Here is a 15,918-nt window from a genome sequence, read left to right as displayed (position 1 = left end):
TAAACGACCTCATTACAGTCGCAGGTCCACCGCATAACCCGGCCGCTAAATTCGCGCCGTCGCGGAGGGCGCCATGTCAGTTGGTCGCAGTGCGACTGCACGGCTGACACGTGCGGCGCCGAGCAATGAGGGGGAAACCGCCTGCGACCGAGCACCCAGCAAGCGCACGCCCCACTTGAGCGACACCTGCTCGACCAGCCACAGACCCCGCCCGTGACAGTCGTCATCGCCGGACTCGCGCGATCGAGGAACCGTGTCCGCCCCATCATCGGTCACCTCAACGCGAACAATCTCGGCATCAACGGCGATGACCTCCACCGTGATCACCCCGCCATACAGCCCAGAAGCGGTATGGATTAGCGCATTGGTAACCAACTCGCTGACGATCAATCGCGCAGTCTCCACGTCCCGGCGCCCTGCCGACGCAAGCATCTCCCCAACGCAGTGACGAGCCACCGCCACCGAATGCGCCACCCCCGGCAACACGACTTCACCCAGAAATCGCTCGTTCACCGCGCCACCTCCCATCTCTGCACGGCCACGACTCATCTGCATCCGACCGATGCCACAGCCATGCCATAGCGGTCGAGCCTGTAGGCCTTGATCGCGTAGACGTCTTCCAGAAAGCGCCTCGGCTCCGCAGCAGTCGCAGCAGCAGAAGTCGGCGCAGACACCTCGGGAGATCTTGACGCACTCATTGCGTCGGCTCCCGGGCTTCGTTCGGGAGCCGACAATCTCACCAAATGCATGGAACGTTCCATTTTGCGCGCGCTCAACATTTACTCCCTCCAATTGGTGGGGTATTTTCGCTATCACCCAATCATGTCCGTTTAGTCGCAATTAGCTACGACCGCTCATGTGCAACATGATGCAGAGTTGGCGTTAAGAACGCAACAGATTCCGAGAGCATCAGCCTTAGGGGTTCCGCTACTCTTGCCCGCATGGCTCAAAAGAGACGGGCCCCGACTACGCGCCAGAGGCGGCTCGCCATGGAGTTGCGGCAGCTCAGGGAGCGTTCCGGCCTATCGCGGGAGGAGATCTCCGAAGCTACTGGAGTCAACCGAACGACCCTCTATCGCATCGAAATGGCACAAGCCAAACCGCAGCTGAGAACTTTGCGAGTACTGCTCGACATCTATTCAGTACCGGAAAGTCGTCAGCACGAGCTGATTACAATGCTCAGACTCGCCAAAGAAGAGACATGGCTTGAGGTTGCTTCAGACTTGCCGCCTCAGTACGCCACCTACATCGGACTTGAGCACGGAGCCAAGGCAATCCTCAACTACGAGACCCTGTTCGTACCTGGATTGCTTCAGACGGAAGCGTACGCACGTACAGCAATCCCAGGTGGACTAACCGACCTCCACCCCGAAGAGGTAGAGAAACGCGTCAAAGCACGTTTGGCTCGCCAAGCCCGCGTTCCCGCGCTCCCCATCTACGCGATCATTGATGAGGCCGTGTTGCGTCGTTCCATTGGCGGACCTGCGGTGATGCGTGAGCAGCTACAACGTCTCATCGACGAGAGCAAGCAACCGCATGTCACCTTGCAAGTGATCCCCTTCACGGCGGGCATCCATCCAGGGATGTATGGCTCGTTCGTCATCCTCCAGTTTCCGCAAGACGTTCGTGACGTTGTCTACATCGAGACCAGGACGGCGGACTTGTTTTTGGATGGCGAAAATAGCTTGCAGGAGTATAACGTGGTATTCGAGCGACTCCGCGAGATCGCCGCCAGCCCTGCAGAGACGCGGGACACCATGGCCCACATGCTTGCCGACATAAAGTGAAAGCAGGTACTGAGATGACTGGTGAAGAGCTTGGTCTGCCTGATGCTGAATGGCGCAAGAGCAGCCTCAGCGCCCCCAACGGCCAGTGTGTAGAGGTCGCCTTCATCGGCCAGCGCGTAGCCGTGCGGGACAGCAAGAACCCCGACGGAGCGACGTTGCTCTTCACACGTGACGAGTGGCGAGCCTTCACCGGCGGCGTCCACCTGCAGGAGTTCGAGCTCCCCTCAGACTGAGCAGCCGGACATACCCAAGAGGCCTCACCACTCGCAGGTCTTCACACCGATGATCAGCGGTTGGCCGCAACTCCCCCACAGCCGGTCCACCAGCAAGATCACGGTCTACGACTGGGGTGCCACCAAGTCGCGCTGATACCAACTGCCCGGCTTGCCGCCAAGGTCGGCCGGGTCAGCTGGGCCGACCAGGACGAACCCGGCTTTGGTCAGCACCTTCTGGGACGCGGCATTCTTGTGGGCGGTGGCCGCCCGTAGTGTGCGCAGCCCGTGCCGCGACGCCGCCAGCCGGCACAGCTCCCGAACGGTCGCGGTCGCCACGCCGCGGCCGGCGACGTGCTGCGCCACCCGGTAGCCAAGGTTCGCCATGCGATCCTCGATGTCGATCAGGTTGAACCTGCCGAGCACCGAGCCGTCCTCGGCGATGAGTACGTAGAAAGCACAGATGCCGGCCTCCTGCTCAGCCAGCAAGGCGTTGTACCGGTCGGTGAACTGGTCGAAGAAGTCGTCGCCGCGGTCAGAGATCGAGGCGGCGAAGTAGGCGCGGTTCGCCAGTTCGAAGGCCAGGACCGCCGGGGCATGACGAGCATGCAGTTGCTTCAGCTCGGGCACTGCCCAACTCTAGCCAGAGGGCGCCTGCGTTTCTTCCAGCGGCAGACAGCCTCGAGACCACGGCACTGCTAAGCCCATCGATCAAGAACAGATGGAACGCGGCGAAAGACGACCGCAGCACCAACCATCGGCCGCGTCAGAAGCGGAACCGCACGATGCGGGTGGACCGCTTCAGGCCCGGCAGCAGGTTCAGGAGGCGGTACATGCGGCGTACGCCCGCGGGTGCCTTGGCCATCAGCACCGGCGCGTCGTACATCGGCGTCTCGTCGACGTATTCGAGTCGTGGGTGCCAATCGGCCGGCTCTGCCGGGTCGTTGAAGCCGCAGTGGAACTGGGCGCCGTATTTGCGCAGCGTGGGATCCCATTTCGAGGTACGCCACGCCCAGACCGGCACCGTGTCGAACTGTATTTGGCCGCTAGGGAAGGCGTCGACGACGCTGGTCAGCAGCCGCCGGACGTCGGACTCGGTCAGGTAGGGCACCAGTCCCTCGGCGATCATCAGCACCGGCCGCCCCCGGGGAATGCGTTCCAGCCAGGTCAGGTCGGTGACGCTGGAGTCGATCAGGGTGTAGTGCTCGCGCGGTGGCAGGAATTGTCGCCGCAGTTCGATGACGGAGGGGTAGTCCAGGTCGTACCAGTCGACGGTGGCGGGCGGGTCGATCCGGTACACCCGGGCATCGAGACCGCAGCCCAGGTGCAGTACCACCGCGTCGGGGTGATCGGCGAGGAAGCTTCGAGCCCAGTCGTCGTGGGCCTTGGCGCGCACCACGGCGGCAAGGCCCATCTGGCTGGTGCCGAATCTGCGGCTGTCGTAGCCGGGGTCGAGGCGGCGCATCGCCTGCTCGGCGCATTCGTCGCCAAGAATCGGATCCGACAGTCGGTTGTCCAGTGCTTTGGCCTTCAGGACCGGACTGAGGGTCTTCTGCACTCCGACGAGTTCGGGTTCTTTCATGACAACTACACTAAACTTATTTCAAGAATTTCGTGAAGTATGTGAATGATTTCAACCGGGCTTGGCCGGGGGTGCGGAACTCGAACGCGCCCATGGCGTAAGCCCGGCAGGGCGGCACGCTGTCACACGATCCTGATTGCGGGAATACCGCGCCCGAGAACCGGTGATCAGCTCGGATTTGCGCTCCCCTCACAGCCTCTGTCGATCCGGCCCGTCTCGAAGTACCGCACCACCTCGGCGGCGCACTCGGGTACCCGGGTGGTCGAGACGTGCACGTCGTCGGCGACCGTGTAGACGGTGCCGCCGATGGCGCGCCGCGTCTGCAGTGTCCAGTCATAGACGGACATGAACTCATACAGGTGCCCCGCCAGTACCAGCGACCCGCTGCTCCGCTTCAACGTGGCCTCCTGCACCGGCAGCGGCCAGCCGGCACACATGACACCCAGTCCCCAGGACCGGCCGGTGGCCGGATGACGCTTCACGAGCTCCTGGTAGGCACGCCAGGCGGTGTCGAAACCGGCCCGGCTGCTGTCCTCGTTGCAGGCGACCGCCCAGTTCATGGTCATGTTCAGCATTTCGGGTGCGCCGGGCACGGGCGTCCCCATCATCTGACCGCCGCTGAGCATCTCCTTGACGGTGGGCGGGGCGGTGGTGCCCGTCGCCGTCCGAAGTTCGGCCAGTGCCTTGCCCGCGCGTGCCCACTCGGTCGAGTTGCGCTTGGCCAGGTCGGCGACGGCCGAACCGTCGATGGGCCGCGGCAGGTCGGTGTACGTCTTGGGGTTCTTGTCGTAGTCGCGCACCAGCTGGGCCACCTGCTCGCGCACCTGCCGGGCGGTAGCACCGAGACCATAAGTCTCATCGCGGCGGCTCAGCCAGGCGGCCATGCGCCCGAAGTCACGCTCAGCCGCCTCCGCGCTGTCCTTGACGTGCTCGTCGAAACGGGTCCACGGTGGCGCCACGCTGTCCAGGAAGGCCCGTGCAGTGTGCTCGGGGAACAGGCTGCGGTACACCATGCCCAGATAGGTGCCCCAGGAGAAGCCGAGCAGGTTGAGCTTGCGCTCACCCAGTGCGGTCCGCACCAGGTCCAGGTCCTTGGCCACGTTGCCGGTGGTGAGCTGTCCGAGGAAGGCTGGGTCGGAGCGTCCGCACTTCTGGTTGGCGGCCACCTGGCCGTCGTAGATCTTCCTGGCGGCCTCCTTGGTCAGCGCGCCCGGCTCCTGCGGGCCTCCTGGCAAGGTGGGGCAGGCGACCTTGGTGCTGTACCCGACCCCGCGCGGATCGAAGCCGATGATGTCGTATCGCTCGTTGAGCTTGGCCATCTCCTCGTTCCTGAGCGCGGCCCGCAGGATCGGGTCCAGGTATCCGCTGTTGCCCGGCCCTCCTGGCAGGACGGCGGTCGCGCCGAGCCGGTGTGCCTTGTCGGTGGCGGCCAGCCGGGTCACCGCGATGTCGATCTTCCGCCCGCCGGGCTCGCGGTGGTTCAGCGGGACACTGACCGTCCCGCACTCCAGGCGCTTCATCAGCGTCCGGAAGGCCGGAAGCTGCTCCTGCGTCACGCGCAGGCTCCGGATCACCTCATCGGAGTAGTCCGGGCAGGATTTCCATTGAACGGACGATACGCCGGAGCTCGGGCTGGGATTCGCGGTGACGCTCGCGCTCGGGCCGGCCTCAGTGGCAGCGCCTGCCGCGGCAGGATGCGCCGCCAGCCCCGCCAGCGCCAGTGCCATTGCCGTCAGTGATCTTCGGTACGTCATGCGGACCAGTTGTAACGCAGCGGTTGTTTCCTTCCTGTTTCTAGGAAAATGGCCGCCGGGCCGCAGGCTCTTCGACACCGCCCCGAGAGGACTCTTCTTCCCGGACGTGGGCGGACGCCCTTGCGCTCCGTGATGCCGTCGGCGGGGAAATCCGGCATTGTGCGACGTTGCCCCAGCTAGGGCCGGGTGTGGTCTGGACGCTGAGTAGGCCGCTAGGCAGGCTGACCGTTGTGAAGGGGCACGAGCCAGACCCGGCGGCGCGACCCAGCCTCCATGGAGCACCCTCCCCGTCGGCTGATCCGGCCGTGCGGGCGCCTGGCCGTGCGGGTCAGCCGGCCGTGCGGGCGGAGTCGTCGTAGGCGGTCAGGACCGTGTCGGCGTGGCGGAAGGCCCAGTCGCCTAGAGCACGGATCGGCACCAGCAGGTCCTTGCCCGCTTGGGTCAGCTCGTACTCCACCCGCGGCGGGGCTTCGGCATAGCGTCGGCGTTCGACCAGGCCACAGCGTTCCATGCGACGCAGGGTCTGAGTGAGCACTTTCTGACTGATGCCGCCGATCTCCCGGCGGAGTCGGCCGGGGCGCATGGGCCCCTCCTTGAGGGCGAACACCACCACCGGCAGCCAGGCATGGGCGAACAGGTCCACGGCCAGACGGGCCGGGCAGTCGGCGACGAAGTCGCCGTAGGGCTCGAACGGAGCGTCATCGTGGTGGTCCACATTGGCCAGTCTCCCGCATCCGTTGGACACCTGGAGGTGCCTATCGGCACGCCTACTGTCTTCGCGGGAAGCTGCAGTTCAGGCGAGGAAGAGGGAAAGACATGCGTATTGGCATACTCGGGGCCGGGCAGATGGCCGAGGCGCTGGGATCGGGCTGGGCACGGGTTGGGCACGAGGTGATGGTCGGCTCACGGTCGCAGGAGAAGGCGCGCAAGCTGGCCGAGGCGATCGGGGCGGGCGCCTGTGGCGGTGATCTGCGGGCCGCCGCGGAGCACGGCGAGGCGTTGCTGCTGGCCGTACCGGCCTTGTCGGTGGACGGGATTCTCGCCGGGGTCGGCGCGGCGGACGGCGCGTTGGCCGGGCGGACGCTGATCGACTGCACCAACGCCTACGAGCCTGACGCGTTCACCGACGCGCCGAACTCGTTCCTACTGGCCGACGACGCGGTGGCCGAGCGGGTGGCCAGGCTGGCCCCTGAGGCGGGGGTTGTCAAGGCGTTCAACATGTGCGCCGCGGAGGTGTGGACCTCTCACGCAGGGCGCGGGCTGGGGGTGCCCCTGTGCGGCGACGATGAGCGGGCCGTGGAGGTGGTCGCCGGTCTGGTGAGCGATCTGGGCTTCGAGCCGGTACGGGCAGGTGGGCTGAGGCGGGCGCGATACCTGGAAGCCGTGAGTGTGTTCGTGGTCGGCTTGTGGTTCGCCGGGTACGACGCTCGCCAGATGCTGCCGCCCCTTCAGGAGGCCTTCGCCCACTCTGACGCCTGACATCGACCCGTTCATGGGTTTTAGGAGAGGGCACCCCTTGGATGAGTTCCGGTCTTGGGGTGCTGGGTGAATCCTTTGGTGGGGATCGCGTCTCTTATACCTGTACCCGGCAACAGCGTCGGGACAGGTTCAGGAGGTTGTCATGCTCGTTGGTATCGTCGTCGTGGCGGCTGTGCTCTTGTGCGCGTGCACCATCGTGGTGCTGCGTCGGCGGGGTCGGTCGCGTGGCTGAGGTGAGTTGGCCGGTTGAGCAGCTGGTCGTCGCCGCGCGGGATGGCGACGTCGAGTCGATCGCCGCGTTGGTGTCCGGCGCGCACCCGCATGTGCAGCGATTCGCCTACTCGATATGTGCCTCGCCGGAAGATGCTGAAGACGCCGCGCAGGAGGCGTTGATCATTCTGTACCGCAAGATCGGGACGTTGCGGGCCTCCGGTGCGCTGGCGTCGTGGATGTTCCGCATCGTCCGCAACGAGTGCCTGCGGCGGTCGCGGCGGCTGGTGCGACACCATGAACCGGTCGTGGACGTCACCGTGTGGTCGGCCGAGGATGAGGTATTGCAGCGGTTGGAAGCCGACCGGGTGGCTTCGGCGATCGCTTCTCTGCCCACCGATCAGCGGCGCGTTTTGATCATGCGAGATGTTCTCGGCTATCGCGGACGGGCTGTCGCCGATGCGCTCGGCCTCAGCACCGCCGCTATGAAGTCGCGGCTGCATCGCGCCCGCGCAACGGTGCACGACACGCTGCAGGGCACACCTGGCACAGCCGCGGGAGACAACGATGACTGACGATCGCAGCTTTGCCAGCGCCTCTTTGCCGCGACACCTGGTGCGCGGCCTGGTGGGATTCGGCGCGCTGGTCGGTTCGGTCGCCCTGATTCCAGTGGTCGGACTGGGTAGCTTGCTGCTCGCACCGGCTGGTCTGCTCGCTCTGCGAGGGTGTCCGACCTGCTGGGCCATCGGTTTGATCCAGACCATTTCGATGGGCCGGGTGCGACGCTCCTGCGTAGATGGCCGGTGCGAACTGACCGTGGCCCACTCTGCTGGATCGCACCGCGCCGACGAAAGCTCGTAAACCGGCGCCGCAGACCTACTCGTCCGGTCTCGGAAATCATGTCGGTGGACCCCGGCGCCTCTACCGGATGGCGATGTGCGCCAGGTCAGGGAGTTGGGAGAAAACGCCTGATACCCGTGGGCGCAACCTCCGGATTTTCGGTGCTCCACCACAGCTCGCCGTCGACCGTCAGGTACGGCACCCAGTAACGCACCGCAGCACCCACGGCGAGCGCGTCGGCCACCTCGGTGAGGTAGGCGCCGAGCGTGGGCCAGGCAGCATCGAAGTCGCCGAGGCCGTCGTGCGCGGTCCAGCCGACCCGGCCATACTCGGGCCCGGGCCGCAGGTCGATCACCTGCGCATCGCCGTCCGCGGCGGCAAACGGTACCCATCGCTCGTGCCACCACGGTTCGGCGCCCGGCCGGTGCGGGGTGAGCCCATCGACGCTCACGGCGACGTCCATGCACGCGCGCCAGTGGTCGACGATGCCGGCGGTCGACAGCGGCGGCCCTTCGGGCAGGATGTTCGCCCAGATGCGTTGGCCGTCGTGGCGGCTCAGCGACTCGACGAGCTCAGGTGGAAAGGCGAGCCCCAGCGCGGCTTCGGCGGCGGCGACGTCGGCCGGATCGGCGGGCGGCGCCAGCGCGGCCGCGCTGGCCGGGGCATACCGCGCCAACCACTCCTCGATCCGCGCCCACGCTTCCGTCACCATGCCCACACACCCTTGCCTCGCTCGTCCCAAGACCAGCACCCCCTTGACCGCACACAACGTACGACGAGACTTCCGGAATGGTCTGGTACGGGCGGCCTCCCTGTACCAGGTAACCGTCGTCGTCGGCGGGCGGCTCTGATGCGGGCGAGAATGCGGGTCGTCTGCCGGGCGCCTGGTTGCCAGCCCTGCTGAATGAGGGTATCCGCCACCTGGTGGAGCAGGTCGGCGGTCTGGCCGGGGATGACGTCCCGGCGGACGACGATGACCCGCCAGCCGAGAGCACGCAACTCTGCGCGGCGCTGCTCATCACGGAGTTGGTCGACGGGCGACGTGTGATGTTGCTGACCGTCGTCCTCGACCGCCACCTGGAACTCCGGCCAGCCGAGGTCGAGGTAGGCGAAACGGTCGTCCGCCAGAGGAACGCGGACCTGGGTGGTGGGTCTGGGAAGGCCGCCGTCCACCAGGATCACGCGTAGCCAGCTCTCCCGGGGCGAACCGGCACCCCCGTCGGCGAGGCTGAGCGTGTCGCGGAGATGCCATGAAGTGGACTGGTGCCAGAGGGCCTCCAGGTCCACTCCGTGCCGGAGGAACTGGTCCAGGGCGGCCACGGCCTCCAGGCGGGGAAGCCAGCGGACGCAGTCGAGGGCCGTGCGCTCCCGGGTGGTGAGGCGGGCGCCCTTGCACTCCGTGATGTCGTCGGCGGGCAGAGTGGTCACGTGGGTGACGCAGCCGGGGATCGCCAGGTGGCCGGGAGCTATGAGCTCCACCGGCCAATCGTCTTCGGTGGTGTCGAGGCTCAGTACGTGCAGGCCCCAGATGTGAGCGGCCGTCCGGCGCCAGGCGACCGCCTGGGGAATCAGCCGCGTAATGCGCTGGGCACGTTCGAGCAGCGAGGGTTCGTTCACGCCGTTCAGAATGAGGGAGCGGAGGATGGGCAAGAGGCGCCGAATCCGATTCTGTGGATAGATGAAACAGATCACCCACAGCCACGGAGTAGTTGATCAGCGATCGCCCATTGGGAGGTTGATCCGCCGCCCAGATCGGCCGCGCGATCAGAGCCCGCCGCCGATCTGGGCCGATCCTTCCCAACGAGGGAATCATGATCTTTGTGTAGCCGATGTCGATCTCGGAGAAGCCATGCCAAGCGTCTATGACAGCGAACGGCTGGCGGCAAGCTATGCCTTCGACCGCCCTCCGGTGCATCAGCAAATTCTCAAGTCAGTTCACCTAACGCGTCCGGTTCGGCGAGCCCTGGATGTCGGATGCGGTGCCGGTGTATCTACTGCCGCGCTCGCTCCATTGGCCGAATGCGTAATCGGCCTGGAACCGGTCCCAGGAATGCTTGTACACCGACGGTCCGTCGCGCCATCCGCTCGATTCGTCATCGGCGCAGCGGAAAGGCTGCCGTTCGCCGCAGCGTCGTTCGACCTGGTCGCCGCCGCAGGCTCGCTGAACTACACCAACCTTTCGTCGGCCCTCGCCGAGGTGGCCCGCGTCCTGACTTCGGATGGGGTCTTCCTTCTGTACGACTTCTCGCAAGGCCGGTATTCGCTCACAGGTGACGCACTGGCGGCGTGGTTCACGTCGTTCGAGCAGCGGTTTCCATCGCCGCCTGGATGGCGGCCACTGGCTGTACAAGAGTTGCGCCTCGCCGGGACGGGGTTGCGCCTGCTCGACTACACCGACGTCGAGATCCCGATACCGATGACACTCGGCGACTATCTCCGCTATGTGCTGGGCCAGGTCAACGTGGACAGTGCCATCGCAGGCGGGAACGACAGGGCCGAGCAGGCGCGCGACTGGTGCCACCACACGCTTGCGGAGGTATTCCGGAGCGGGGAGGTAACCGTGATTTTCCGAGGGTATCTAGCCACGCTCAGCCGGTCCGGAATTACCGGGCTTGGGATGGATCTTAGGTATTAGGAAGAGAATGCGCGCAATGCCGGAAGGATGTCGGTCGCGAGTCGTTCCATCTGTCCCCGGAAGTCCGCCCCCACAGGCATGAGGTTCAACGAGGTGAACCCCAGCCGGACGAACTCCAGCAGCTTCTCCACCACCTCCTCCGACGAACCCGCCACCGTAGAGGAGGACGAGGACCCACCGACCAGGACCGGCACGTTGTACACGCACTCCACCTCCCGCCCCACCCGACCAGCAGACTCCAGCACCCGCGAACGCATCTCCACCGCCACCGAAGGCGGTGCGAACCCCAATGAAGGGATCCACCCGTCCGCCAGTTCCCCGGTCGCCGCCAACGCCCGGTTGCCGTACGTCCCCAGCCAAATGGGGATCGGGCCGACCGGCTTGGGCTCCAGTGAGGCGTCGAGCGTGTGATAGCGGGCGCCCTCGTACGTGAACGACGGAGACGACCACAGCCCGCGCATGATGTGAATCGCTTCCACCATCCCATCCACCTTCTCCCGCGGCGTCGGTACGCCCAGCCCGAACGCCCGGAACTCCTCGTCCGAATAGCCGCCGCCGAGCCCCAGGATCAGGCGGCCGCCCGAGAGCCGGTGCAGCGACTCCGCCATCTTGGCCACCATCGCCGGCGGCCGGTACGGCACCCCGAGGACCCGCGTGGCGACGCGGATCCGCGAGGTGGCGGCGGCGATCCAGGTGAGCAGCGTCCAGATCTCGTACGTCGGCGACGTCCCGCACGGATGGTCGGACGTCGAGACGAAGTCGAACCCCAGTTCCTCGGCCAGCCGCGCGTCCCCGACCGGATCGGCGCCGGGAGCCGCCGAGGCCGAGATGCCCACGCCGAACATCGCACCCGACATTCCACTCGACATCGCGTCCGCCTCCCATCATTTGGTTTACATGGAACCTAAAACCAATGTTGGTTACACGTCAACTAAGTCAGCTAGCCTGGGCGGCATGGGTGACCCGCGTTGGTTGGATGAGGCGGAGTTCCGGGCCTGGCTCGGCTACCGCCGGATGCGGTTGCTCCTGGACGCCCAGGTGAGCCGGGATCTGCTGCGCGACTCGGGGTTGTCGGCCCCCGACTACGACGTGCTGTCGTCCCTGTCGTCGGCCGAGGGGCGTCGGGGACGGCTCACCGAGCTGGCCGAGCGGATGCTGTGGTCGAAGAGCAGGCTTTCGCGGCACATCTCACGGATGGAGCAGCGCGGCCTGGTCACTCGTGAGGAGTGCGAGAGCGACGGCCGCGGCGCCGTGATCATGCTGACCGAGGAGGGAATGCGGGCCATCGAGGTGGCGGCTCCCGATCATGTGGAGTCGGTACGCCGCCACTTCATCGACCTGCTGACGCCGGAGCAGATCGAGGTCCTGGGGGCCGTCGCGACGACCGTGCTGACCCATCTGGGAGAGAAGGGCGACTAGGACACCCAGATGGGGCTCCAGTCGGCCACCTCGTGGAAGCGGCGCAGTTCGGAGACACCGGCCACGGTTCCGAGCCAGGCCGCGTACGGCGGGCGGTCGAATCCGCTCTGCACCATCGTAAGCCGCGTCTTGCCGCCGGACTCCGCCAGCTCCCAGGTGCTGACCCCGACGCCGCCCCAGTCGATCGACAGCCGGCGCCCCGGCTCCAGCTCGACGATCTTCGCCGGGTCGGGGTTGTCCGCCAGCCCGCCCATGGCGAAACGGCCGCCGACGTGCGGCTCGATCTCGATCGGGAAGCCGAACCAGCGGGTCACCGACTCCGAGTCGATCAGCGAGTCGAAGACCTTCTCCGCCGAAGCGGCGATCAGCACCTCCGCCCGCAGGTCGGAGGCGGTGAAGTCGGGCTTCGGGGTGAGCGGGCGGCCGTCGAAGTGCTCGGCCAGGTTGGCCAGCATGAGGCACCAGTACGTCTGGATCACGCCGCGGATCGTCGCCTCGGTGAGCGCCTCCTGGAAGTCGAAGTGGGTCTGCGAGACGGACACGATGGTGGTCTCGGGGCTCTCCTCCTCCAGGCCGAACTCGACCGTGGTGTCCACGCCGTCCAGCAGCCAGGAGAAGCGCACCGTGTGGTCGTCGACGTGCAGCGGGCGCTGGTGGGGCGCGTCGCCTTCGGGGGTGTGGCGACCCCAGAACCCGTAGCGCTCCGGCAACTCCACCTCGGCGTGCTCGGCCAGCCAGAGCCGCATCGTCGCGGCGTCGGTCAGCGCGTGGTGCACCTCCTTCACCGGTGCCTGGACGCGGGCGCGGACGGTCATCGGCTCACTCATGTTCATCTCCCTTGGGGTAACAGGCGACGACGAGCTTGAAGGCGTCACCTTCCGCTCCGCCGTACCTCGTGAACAGGTCCCGCAGCATCCCCTGCAGCTCGTGCAGGAACTCCTGACGGTTCTCGGGGCGCACGTGAATCTCCCCTGACAGCCCGATCGACGGCAGCTCCGTCGCGGTCCTGTCGAGGCTCGCGATGTCGGCCTGAACCTCCTCCATGAGGTCCAGCAGGTAGCCCAGGCTCAGCTCGTCCTGCACCCTGCGCACGCCGATCCGGCCGACCAGACGGGGTGACAGCCAGTACGCCCGAGCGCTGGCCTGGTAGATGCCCTCGTGGACGCCGCGCACCTTGCGCTCCGACACCAGGTCGACCAGGCCGGCGTCCACCAGCCGTTTGACGTGGTAGTAGACGCGCTGTGGCGTCTGACCGAGCCGGCCCGCGACCTCGGTGCAGGTGCGCGGCTCGGCCAGCTGCCGCAGCACCTCGACGCGCTGCGGCTTGAGCAGCGCCTCGGCCTGCTCGATCTGTTCCAGATACAGGACATCTCTCATCGCAAAAACAATCCTTTACGTAAAATAGGATTTTGTCAATGGGGCATGCTCGAAGGAGCACTGCCAATGGGGGTGGATCAGGGCCAGGAACTGTCCTGGCCGGGGTCGCCGCCGTTCGACAGCAGGCGCAGGTCGGCTTCGACCATCGTCGCCACCAGCTCGTCGAACGGCATCGTCGGCTCCCAGCCGAGCTGCACCCGGGCCTTCTTCGGGTCCGCGCAGAGCAGGTCGACCTCGGCGGGCCGATGCAGGGCCTGGTCGGTGACGACGTACTGCTCCCAGTCGAGGGAGGCCGCCGCGAAGGCGGCCTCGACCAGCTCACGGACCGACTTCATGCGCCCGGTGCCGATCACGTAGTCCTCGGGGGTGCCGGCCTGGAGCATGAGGTGCATGGCCCGTACGTAGTCGCCCGCGTAGCCCCAGTCCCGCCTGGCCTCCAGGTTGCCGAGCCGGAGCTCGCTGTCGAGGCCGAGCTTGATGCGCGCCACGCCGAGCGAGACCTTGCGGGTGACGAACTCGGCGCCCCGCCGGGGCGACTCGTGGTTGAACAGGATGCCGGAGACGGCGTACATGCCGTAGGACTCGCGGTAGTTCTGCGTGAGGAAGTGCCCGTACGCCTTGGCCACGCCGTACGGCGAGCGCGGGTGGAAGGCGGTGCGCTCCGTCTGCGGCGTCTCGCTGACCTGGCCGAACATCTCAGAGGACGAAGCCTGATAAAAGCGGATCTGGCCGGAGGCGGCGCTGCCACGCGACACACCCGAGCACACCCGGATGGCCTCCAGCATCCGCAGCACGCCCATCCCGGTCACCTCGGCCGTGAGCTCCGCCTGCTCCCACGACATGGGTACGAACGAGATGGCGCCCAGGTTGTAGACCTCATCGGGCTGAACCCGTTCCACGGCCGAGATCAGCGATCCCTGGTCGAGCAGGTCGCCGCGGACCACCTGGACATCGGTCAGCAGCTTGCGCAGCCGCGACACGCGCGGGTTCGCCTGACCTCGTGCCAGGCCCCACACCTCGTACCCCTGACCGAGCAGGTACTCCGCCAAATAGGAACCGTCCTGGCCGGTAATGCCGGTGATCAGAGCGCGCCTGGCCAAGGGGTCCTCCCACTATCACGACCGCGTCCGTTTGGACGGGAATGTACAGCTAAGCGCCTCGATACAGCACCAGAGCCCCCTAGAACACGTTCCACCGAACCGCGCTCGGTCATGCCAACATCGCAGTTCGCACGGCCTTTGGCGGCAGTTGTGAACAATTCCAGATGACCTACCGAATGGTAGCCTTCTCGGACTAAGGTCATCTTCACGGTACACGCCCATCTCTGGGTGCATACCGGGCTAGAAAGGGGTGTCCGTGAGCGACACGCTGCGGATCGCGTTGCTGTCCTACCGCAGCAAGCCGACCTGTGGTGGCCAGGGCGTCTACCTCCGCCACCTGAGTCGCGAGCTGGTCGCCCTGGGCCATCACGTCGAGGTGTTCTCCGGCCAGCCGTACCCGGAGCTGGACGAGGGCGTGATCCTGCGGAAGGTGCCGAGCCTCGACCTCTACCGCGACGAGGACCCGTTCAGGACGCCGAAGCTGCACGAGTACCGCGACTGGATCGACTGGCTGGAAGTCGGCACCATGTGGACCGCCGGGTTCCCCGAGCCGCTGACGTTCACGCTGCGGGCGCACCGCGCGCTGAAGAAGCGGGTGGGCGACTTCGACGTCGTCCAGGACAACCAGACGCTCGGCTACGGCCTGCTCGGCATCCAGAAGCTGTTCCCGGTGGTCGGCACGATCCACCACCCGATCAGCGTGGACCGGCGCATCGAGCTGGAGGCCGCCACCGGCGCCAAGAAGCTGACCATGCGCCGCTGGTACGCCTTCGTGAAGATGCAGGCCAAGGTCGCCCCCCGGCTGAGCCCGATCCTGACCGTCAGCGAGTCGTCGCTGGCCGACATCCACCGCGACTTCAACGTCCCGCAGGCGAACATGCGCCTGATCCCGCTCGGCGTCGACACCCGCTACTTCCACCCGCGCCCGGACAAGCCCCGGCGCAAGGGCTCGATCGTGGCAGTGGCCAGCGCCGACTCCCCCATGAAGGGCGTCGCCACGCTGCTGCGGGCGGTGGCCAAGCTGGCCACCGAGCGCGACGTCAACCTCACGGTGGTCAGCAAGCCGACCGCCGGCGGGCCCACCGAGCAGCTCGTACAGGAGCTGTCGCTGCAGGACCGGGTCCGCTTCGTGCACGGCATCTCCGACGACGAGCTGGGCGAGCTGATCGCCACCTCCGAGGTCTCCGTGGTGCCGTCGCTGTACGAGGGGTTCTCGCTGCCGGCCGTCGAGCACATGGCCTGCGCCACCCCGCTGGTCGCCAGCCGTACCGGGGCGCTGCCCGAGGTCGTGGGGGACGCCGCGATCCAGGTCGCGCCCGGCGACCCTGAGGAGCTGGCCGCGGTGCTGCGCCGCCTGCACGACTCGCCGGAGGAGCGCGAGCGGGTGGGCAAGGCCGGATACGACCGGGTCATGGAGCGTTACACCTGGCGCGTCGTCGCCCAGAGAACCGTCGAGGCGTATCGCGAGGCCATCGCGGCCCGCCGTACTCGTCCTACCCGCTGAACTCGTCCTACCCGCTGAA

Annotated in this window: 19 protein-coding genes; 8 read left to right on the top strand and 11 right to left on the bottom strand. The window is 66.6% G+C overall.

All coding sequences use genetic code 11. From position 1 onward, the window contains the following. Positions 1–45 precede the first annotated feature (45 nt). On the bottom strand, positions 46–513 hold the full coding sequence (locus AB0J16_RS15455; RefSeq protein ID WP_358539099.1) for an ATP-binding protein: 468 nt from the start codon (positions 511–513) through the stop codon (positions 46–48). Positions 514–989: 476 nt separating this feature from the next. On the opposite strand from AB0J16_RS15455, the gene AB0J16_RS15450 reads away from it, so the two are divergent. Together AB0J16_RS15450 and AB0J16_RS15445 are read left to right on the top strand one after the other, a co-directional pair. After that, positions 990–1,787, top strand: a complete 798-nt coding sequence (locus tag AB0J16_RS15450) for a helix-turn-helix transcriptional regulator (protein WP_358539097.1) — start codon at positions 990–992, stop codon at positions 1,785–1,787. A gap of 14 nt (positions 1,788–1,801) precedes the next feature. Beyond that, positions 1,802–2,020: a DUF397 domain-containing protein gene (locus tag AB0J16_RS15445; protein WP_358539095.1), complete on the top strand. Its 219-nt coding sequence runs from the start codon at positions 1,802–1,804 to the stop codon at positions 2,018–2,020. A 105-nt stretch (positions 2,021–2,125) separates the two neighbouring features. On the opposite strand, the gene AB0J16_RS15440 is transcribed toward AB0J16_RS15445, so the two are convergent. The 4 genes from AB0J16_RS15440 to AB0J16_RS15425 all read right to left on the bottom strand — a co-directional run bounded on the left by AB0J16_RS15440 (position 2,126) and on the right by AB0J16_RS15425 (position 6,050). Continuing rightward, positions 2,126–2,629, bottom strand: a complete 504-nt coding sequence (locus AB0J16_RS15440) for a GNAT family N-acetyltransferase (RefSeq protein WP_358539093.1) — start codon at positions 2,627–2,629, stop codon at positions 2,126–2,128. A 136-nt stretch (positions 2,630–2,765) separates the two neighbouring features. After that, positions 2,766–3,581 carry a class I SAM-dependent methyltransferase gene (locus tag AB0J16_RS15435; RefSeq protein WP_358539091.1) on the bottom strand — a complete coding sequence of 272 codons (816 nt, stop codon included), beginning with the start codon at positions 3,579–3,581 and terminating at the stop codon, positions 2,766–2,768. Between the two features lie 167 nt (positions 3,582–3,748). After that, the gene (locus AB0J16_RS15430) at positions 3,749–5,137 is read right to left on the bottom strand and encodes an alpha/beta fold hydrolase (protein WP_358539089.1); all 1,389 of its coding nucleotides are present in this window, start codon (positions 5,135–5,137) and stop codon (positions 3,749–3,751) included. A 526-nt stretch (positions 5,138–5,663) separates the two neighbouring features. Next, entirely contained in the window at positions 5,664–6,050 is a 387-nt protein-coding gene (locus AB0J16_RS15425) for a helix-turn-helix domain-containing protein (RefSeq protein WP_357949875.1), read from the bottom strand. Between the two features lie 101 nt (positions 6,051–6,151). On the opposite strand from AB0J16_RS15425, the gene AB0J16_RS15420 reads away from it, so the two are divergent. The 3 genes from AB0J16_RS15420 to AB0J16_RS15410 all read left to right on the top strand — a co-directional run bounded on the left by AB0J16_RS15420 (position 6,152) and on the right by AB0J16_RS15410 (position 7,885). Next, entirely contained in the window at positions 6,152–6,814 is a 663-nt protein-coding gene (locus tag AB0J16_RS15420) for an NAD(P)-binding domain-containing protein (protein ID WP_358539086.1), read from the top strand. 224 nt (positions 6,815–7,038) lie between these two features. Further along, entirely contained in the window at positions 7,039–7,599 is a 561-nt protein-coding gene (locus tag AB0J16_RS15415; RefSeq protein WP_358539083.1) for an RNA polymerase sigma factor, read from the top strand. Next, a complete protein-coding gene (locus AB0J16_RS15410) occupies positions 7,592–7,885 on the top strand; it encodes a hypothetical protein (RefSeq protein ID WP_358539080.1) in 294 nt (97 codons plus the stop codon). Before AB0J16_RS15415 ends, AB0J16_RS15410 begins: the two co-directional genes overlap by 8 nt. Before the next feature lie 85 nt (positions 7,886–7,970). Here the strand turns inward: AB0J16_RS15410 and AB0J16_RS15405 are convergent, their stop codons facing one another. Continuing rightward, entirely contained in the window at positions 7,971–8,576 is a 606-nt protein-coding gene (locus tag AB0J16_RS15405; RefSeq protein WP_358539077.1) for an SMI1/KNR4 family protein, read from the bottom strand. Then, positions 8,570–9,481, bottom strand: coding sequence for a DUF559 domain-containing protein (locus AB0J16_RS15400; RefSeq protein ID WP_358539074.1), 912 nt, complete (start codon positions 9,479–9,481; stop codon positions 8,570–8,572). Before AB0J16_RS15400 ends, AB0J16_RS15405 begins: the two co-directional genes overlap by 7 nt. Positions 9,482–9,542: 61 nt before the next feature. On the opposite strand from AB0J16_RS15400, the gene AB0J16_RS15395 reads away from it, so the two are divergent. Beyond that, positions 9,543–10,499: a methyltransferase domain-containing protein gene (locus tag AB0J16_RS15395; protein ID WP_358539071.1), complete on the top strand. Its 957-nt coding sequence runs from the start codon at positions 9,543–9,545 to the stop codon at positions 10,497–10,499. Here the strand turns inward: AB0J16_RS15395 and AB0J16_RS15390 are convergent. After that, on the bottom strand, positions 10,496–11,368 hold the full coding sequence (locus AB0J16_RS15390; protein ID WP_358539069.1) for an LLM class flavin-dependent oxidoreductase: 873 nt from the start codon (positions 11,366–11,368) through the stop codon (positions 10,496–10,498). The genes AB0J16_RS15395 and AB0J16_RS15390 overlap by 4 nt on opposite strands. A gap of 85 nt (positions 11,369–11,453) precedes the next feature. Between AB0J16_RS15390 and AB0J16_RS15385 the strand changes: the two genes are divergently transcribed. Then, positions 11,454–11,918, top strand: coding sequence for a MarR family transcriptional regulator (locus AB0J16_RS15385; RefSeq protein WP_358539066.1), 465 nt, complete (start codon positions 11,454–11,456; stop codon positions 11,916–11,918). Here the strand turns inward: AB0J16_RS15385 and AB0J16_RS15380 are convergent. From AB0J16_RS15380 to AB0J16_RS15370, 3 genes are all read right to left on the bottom strand, one after another. Next, positions 11,915–12,745, bottom strand: a complete 831-nt coding sequence (locus tag AB0J16_RS15380) for an SRPBCC family protein (protein WP_358539063.1) — start codon at positions 12,743–12,745, stop codon at positions 11,915–11,917. The two genes, AB0J16_RS15385 and AB0J16_RS15380, sit on opposite strands and share 4 nt — an antisense overlap. Continuing rightward, the gene (locus AB0J16_RS15375) at positions 12,738–13,295 is read right to left on the bottom strand and encodes a helix-turn-helix domain-containing protein (protein WP_358539060.1); all 558 of its coding nucleotides are present in this window, start codon (positions 13,293–13,295) and stop codon (positions 12,738–12,740) included. The genes AB0J16_RS15380 and AB0J16_RS15375 overlap by 8 nt, the downstream gene beginning before the upstream one ends. A 77-nt stretch (positions 13,296–13,372) precedes the next feature. Beyond that, the gene (locus tag AB0J16_RS15370) at positions 13,373–14,395 is read right to left on the bottom strand and encodes a GDP-mannose 4,6-dehydratase (RefSeq protein ID WP_358539057.1); all 1,023 of its coding nucleotides are present in this window, start codon (positions 14,393–14,395) and stop codon (positions 13,373–13,375) included. A gap of 250 nt (positions 14,396–14,645) precedes the next feature. Here AB0J16_RS15370 and AB0J16_RS15365 point away from each other — a divergent pair, with 250 nt between their 5' ends. Further along, positions 14,646–15,899 carry a glycosyltransferase family 4 protein gene (locus tag AB0J16_RS15365; protein ID WP_358539054.1) on the top strand — a complete coding sequence of 418 codons (1,254 nt, stop codon included), beginning with the start codon at positions 14,646–14,648 and terminating at the stop codon, positions 15,897–15,899. The last annotated feature ends 19 nt before the right edge of the window (positions 15,900–15,918 follow it).

It is taken from the genome of Nonomuraea sp. NPDC049750, assembly GCF_040659625.1.
GTDB lineage: Bacteria > Actinomycetota > Actinomycetes > Streptosporangiales > Streptosporangiaceae > Nonomuraea.
The sequence above is the reverse complement of the archived record's forward strand: the minus strand, read 5'-3'. Positions and strand labels throughout refer to the sequence as shown.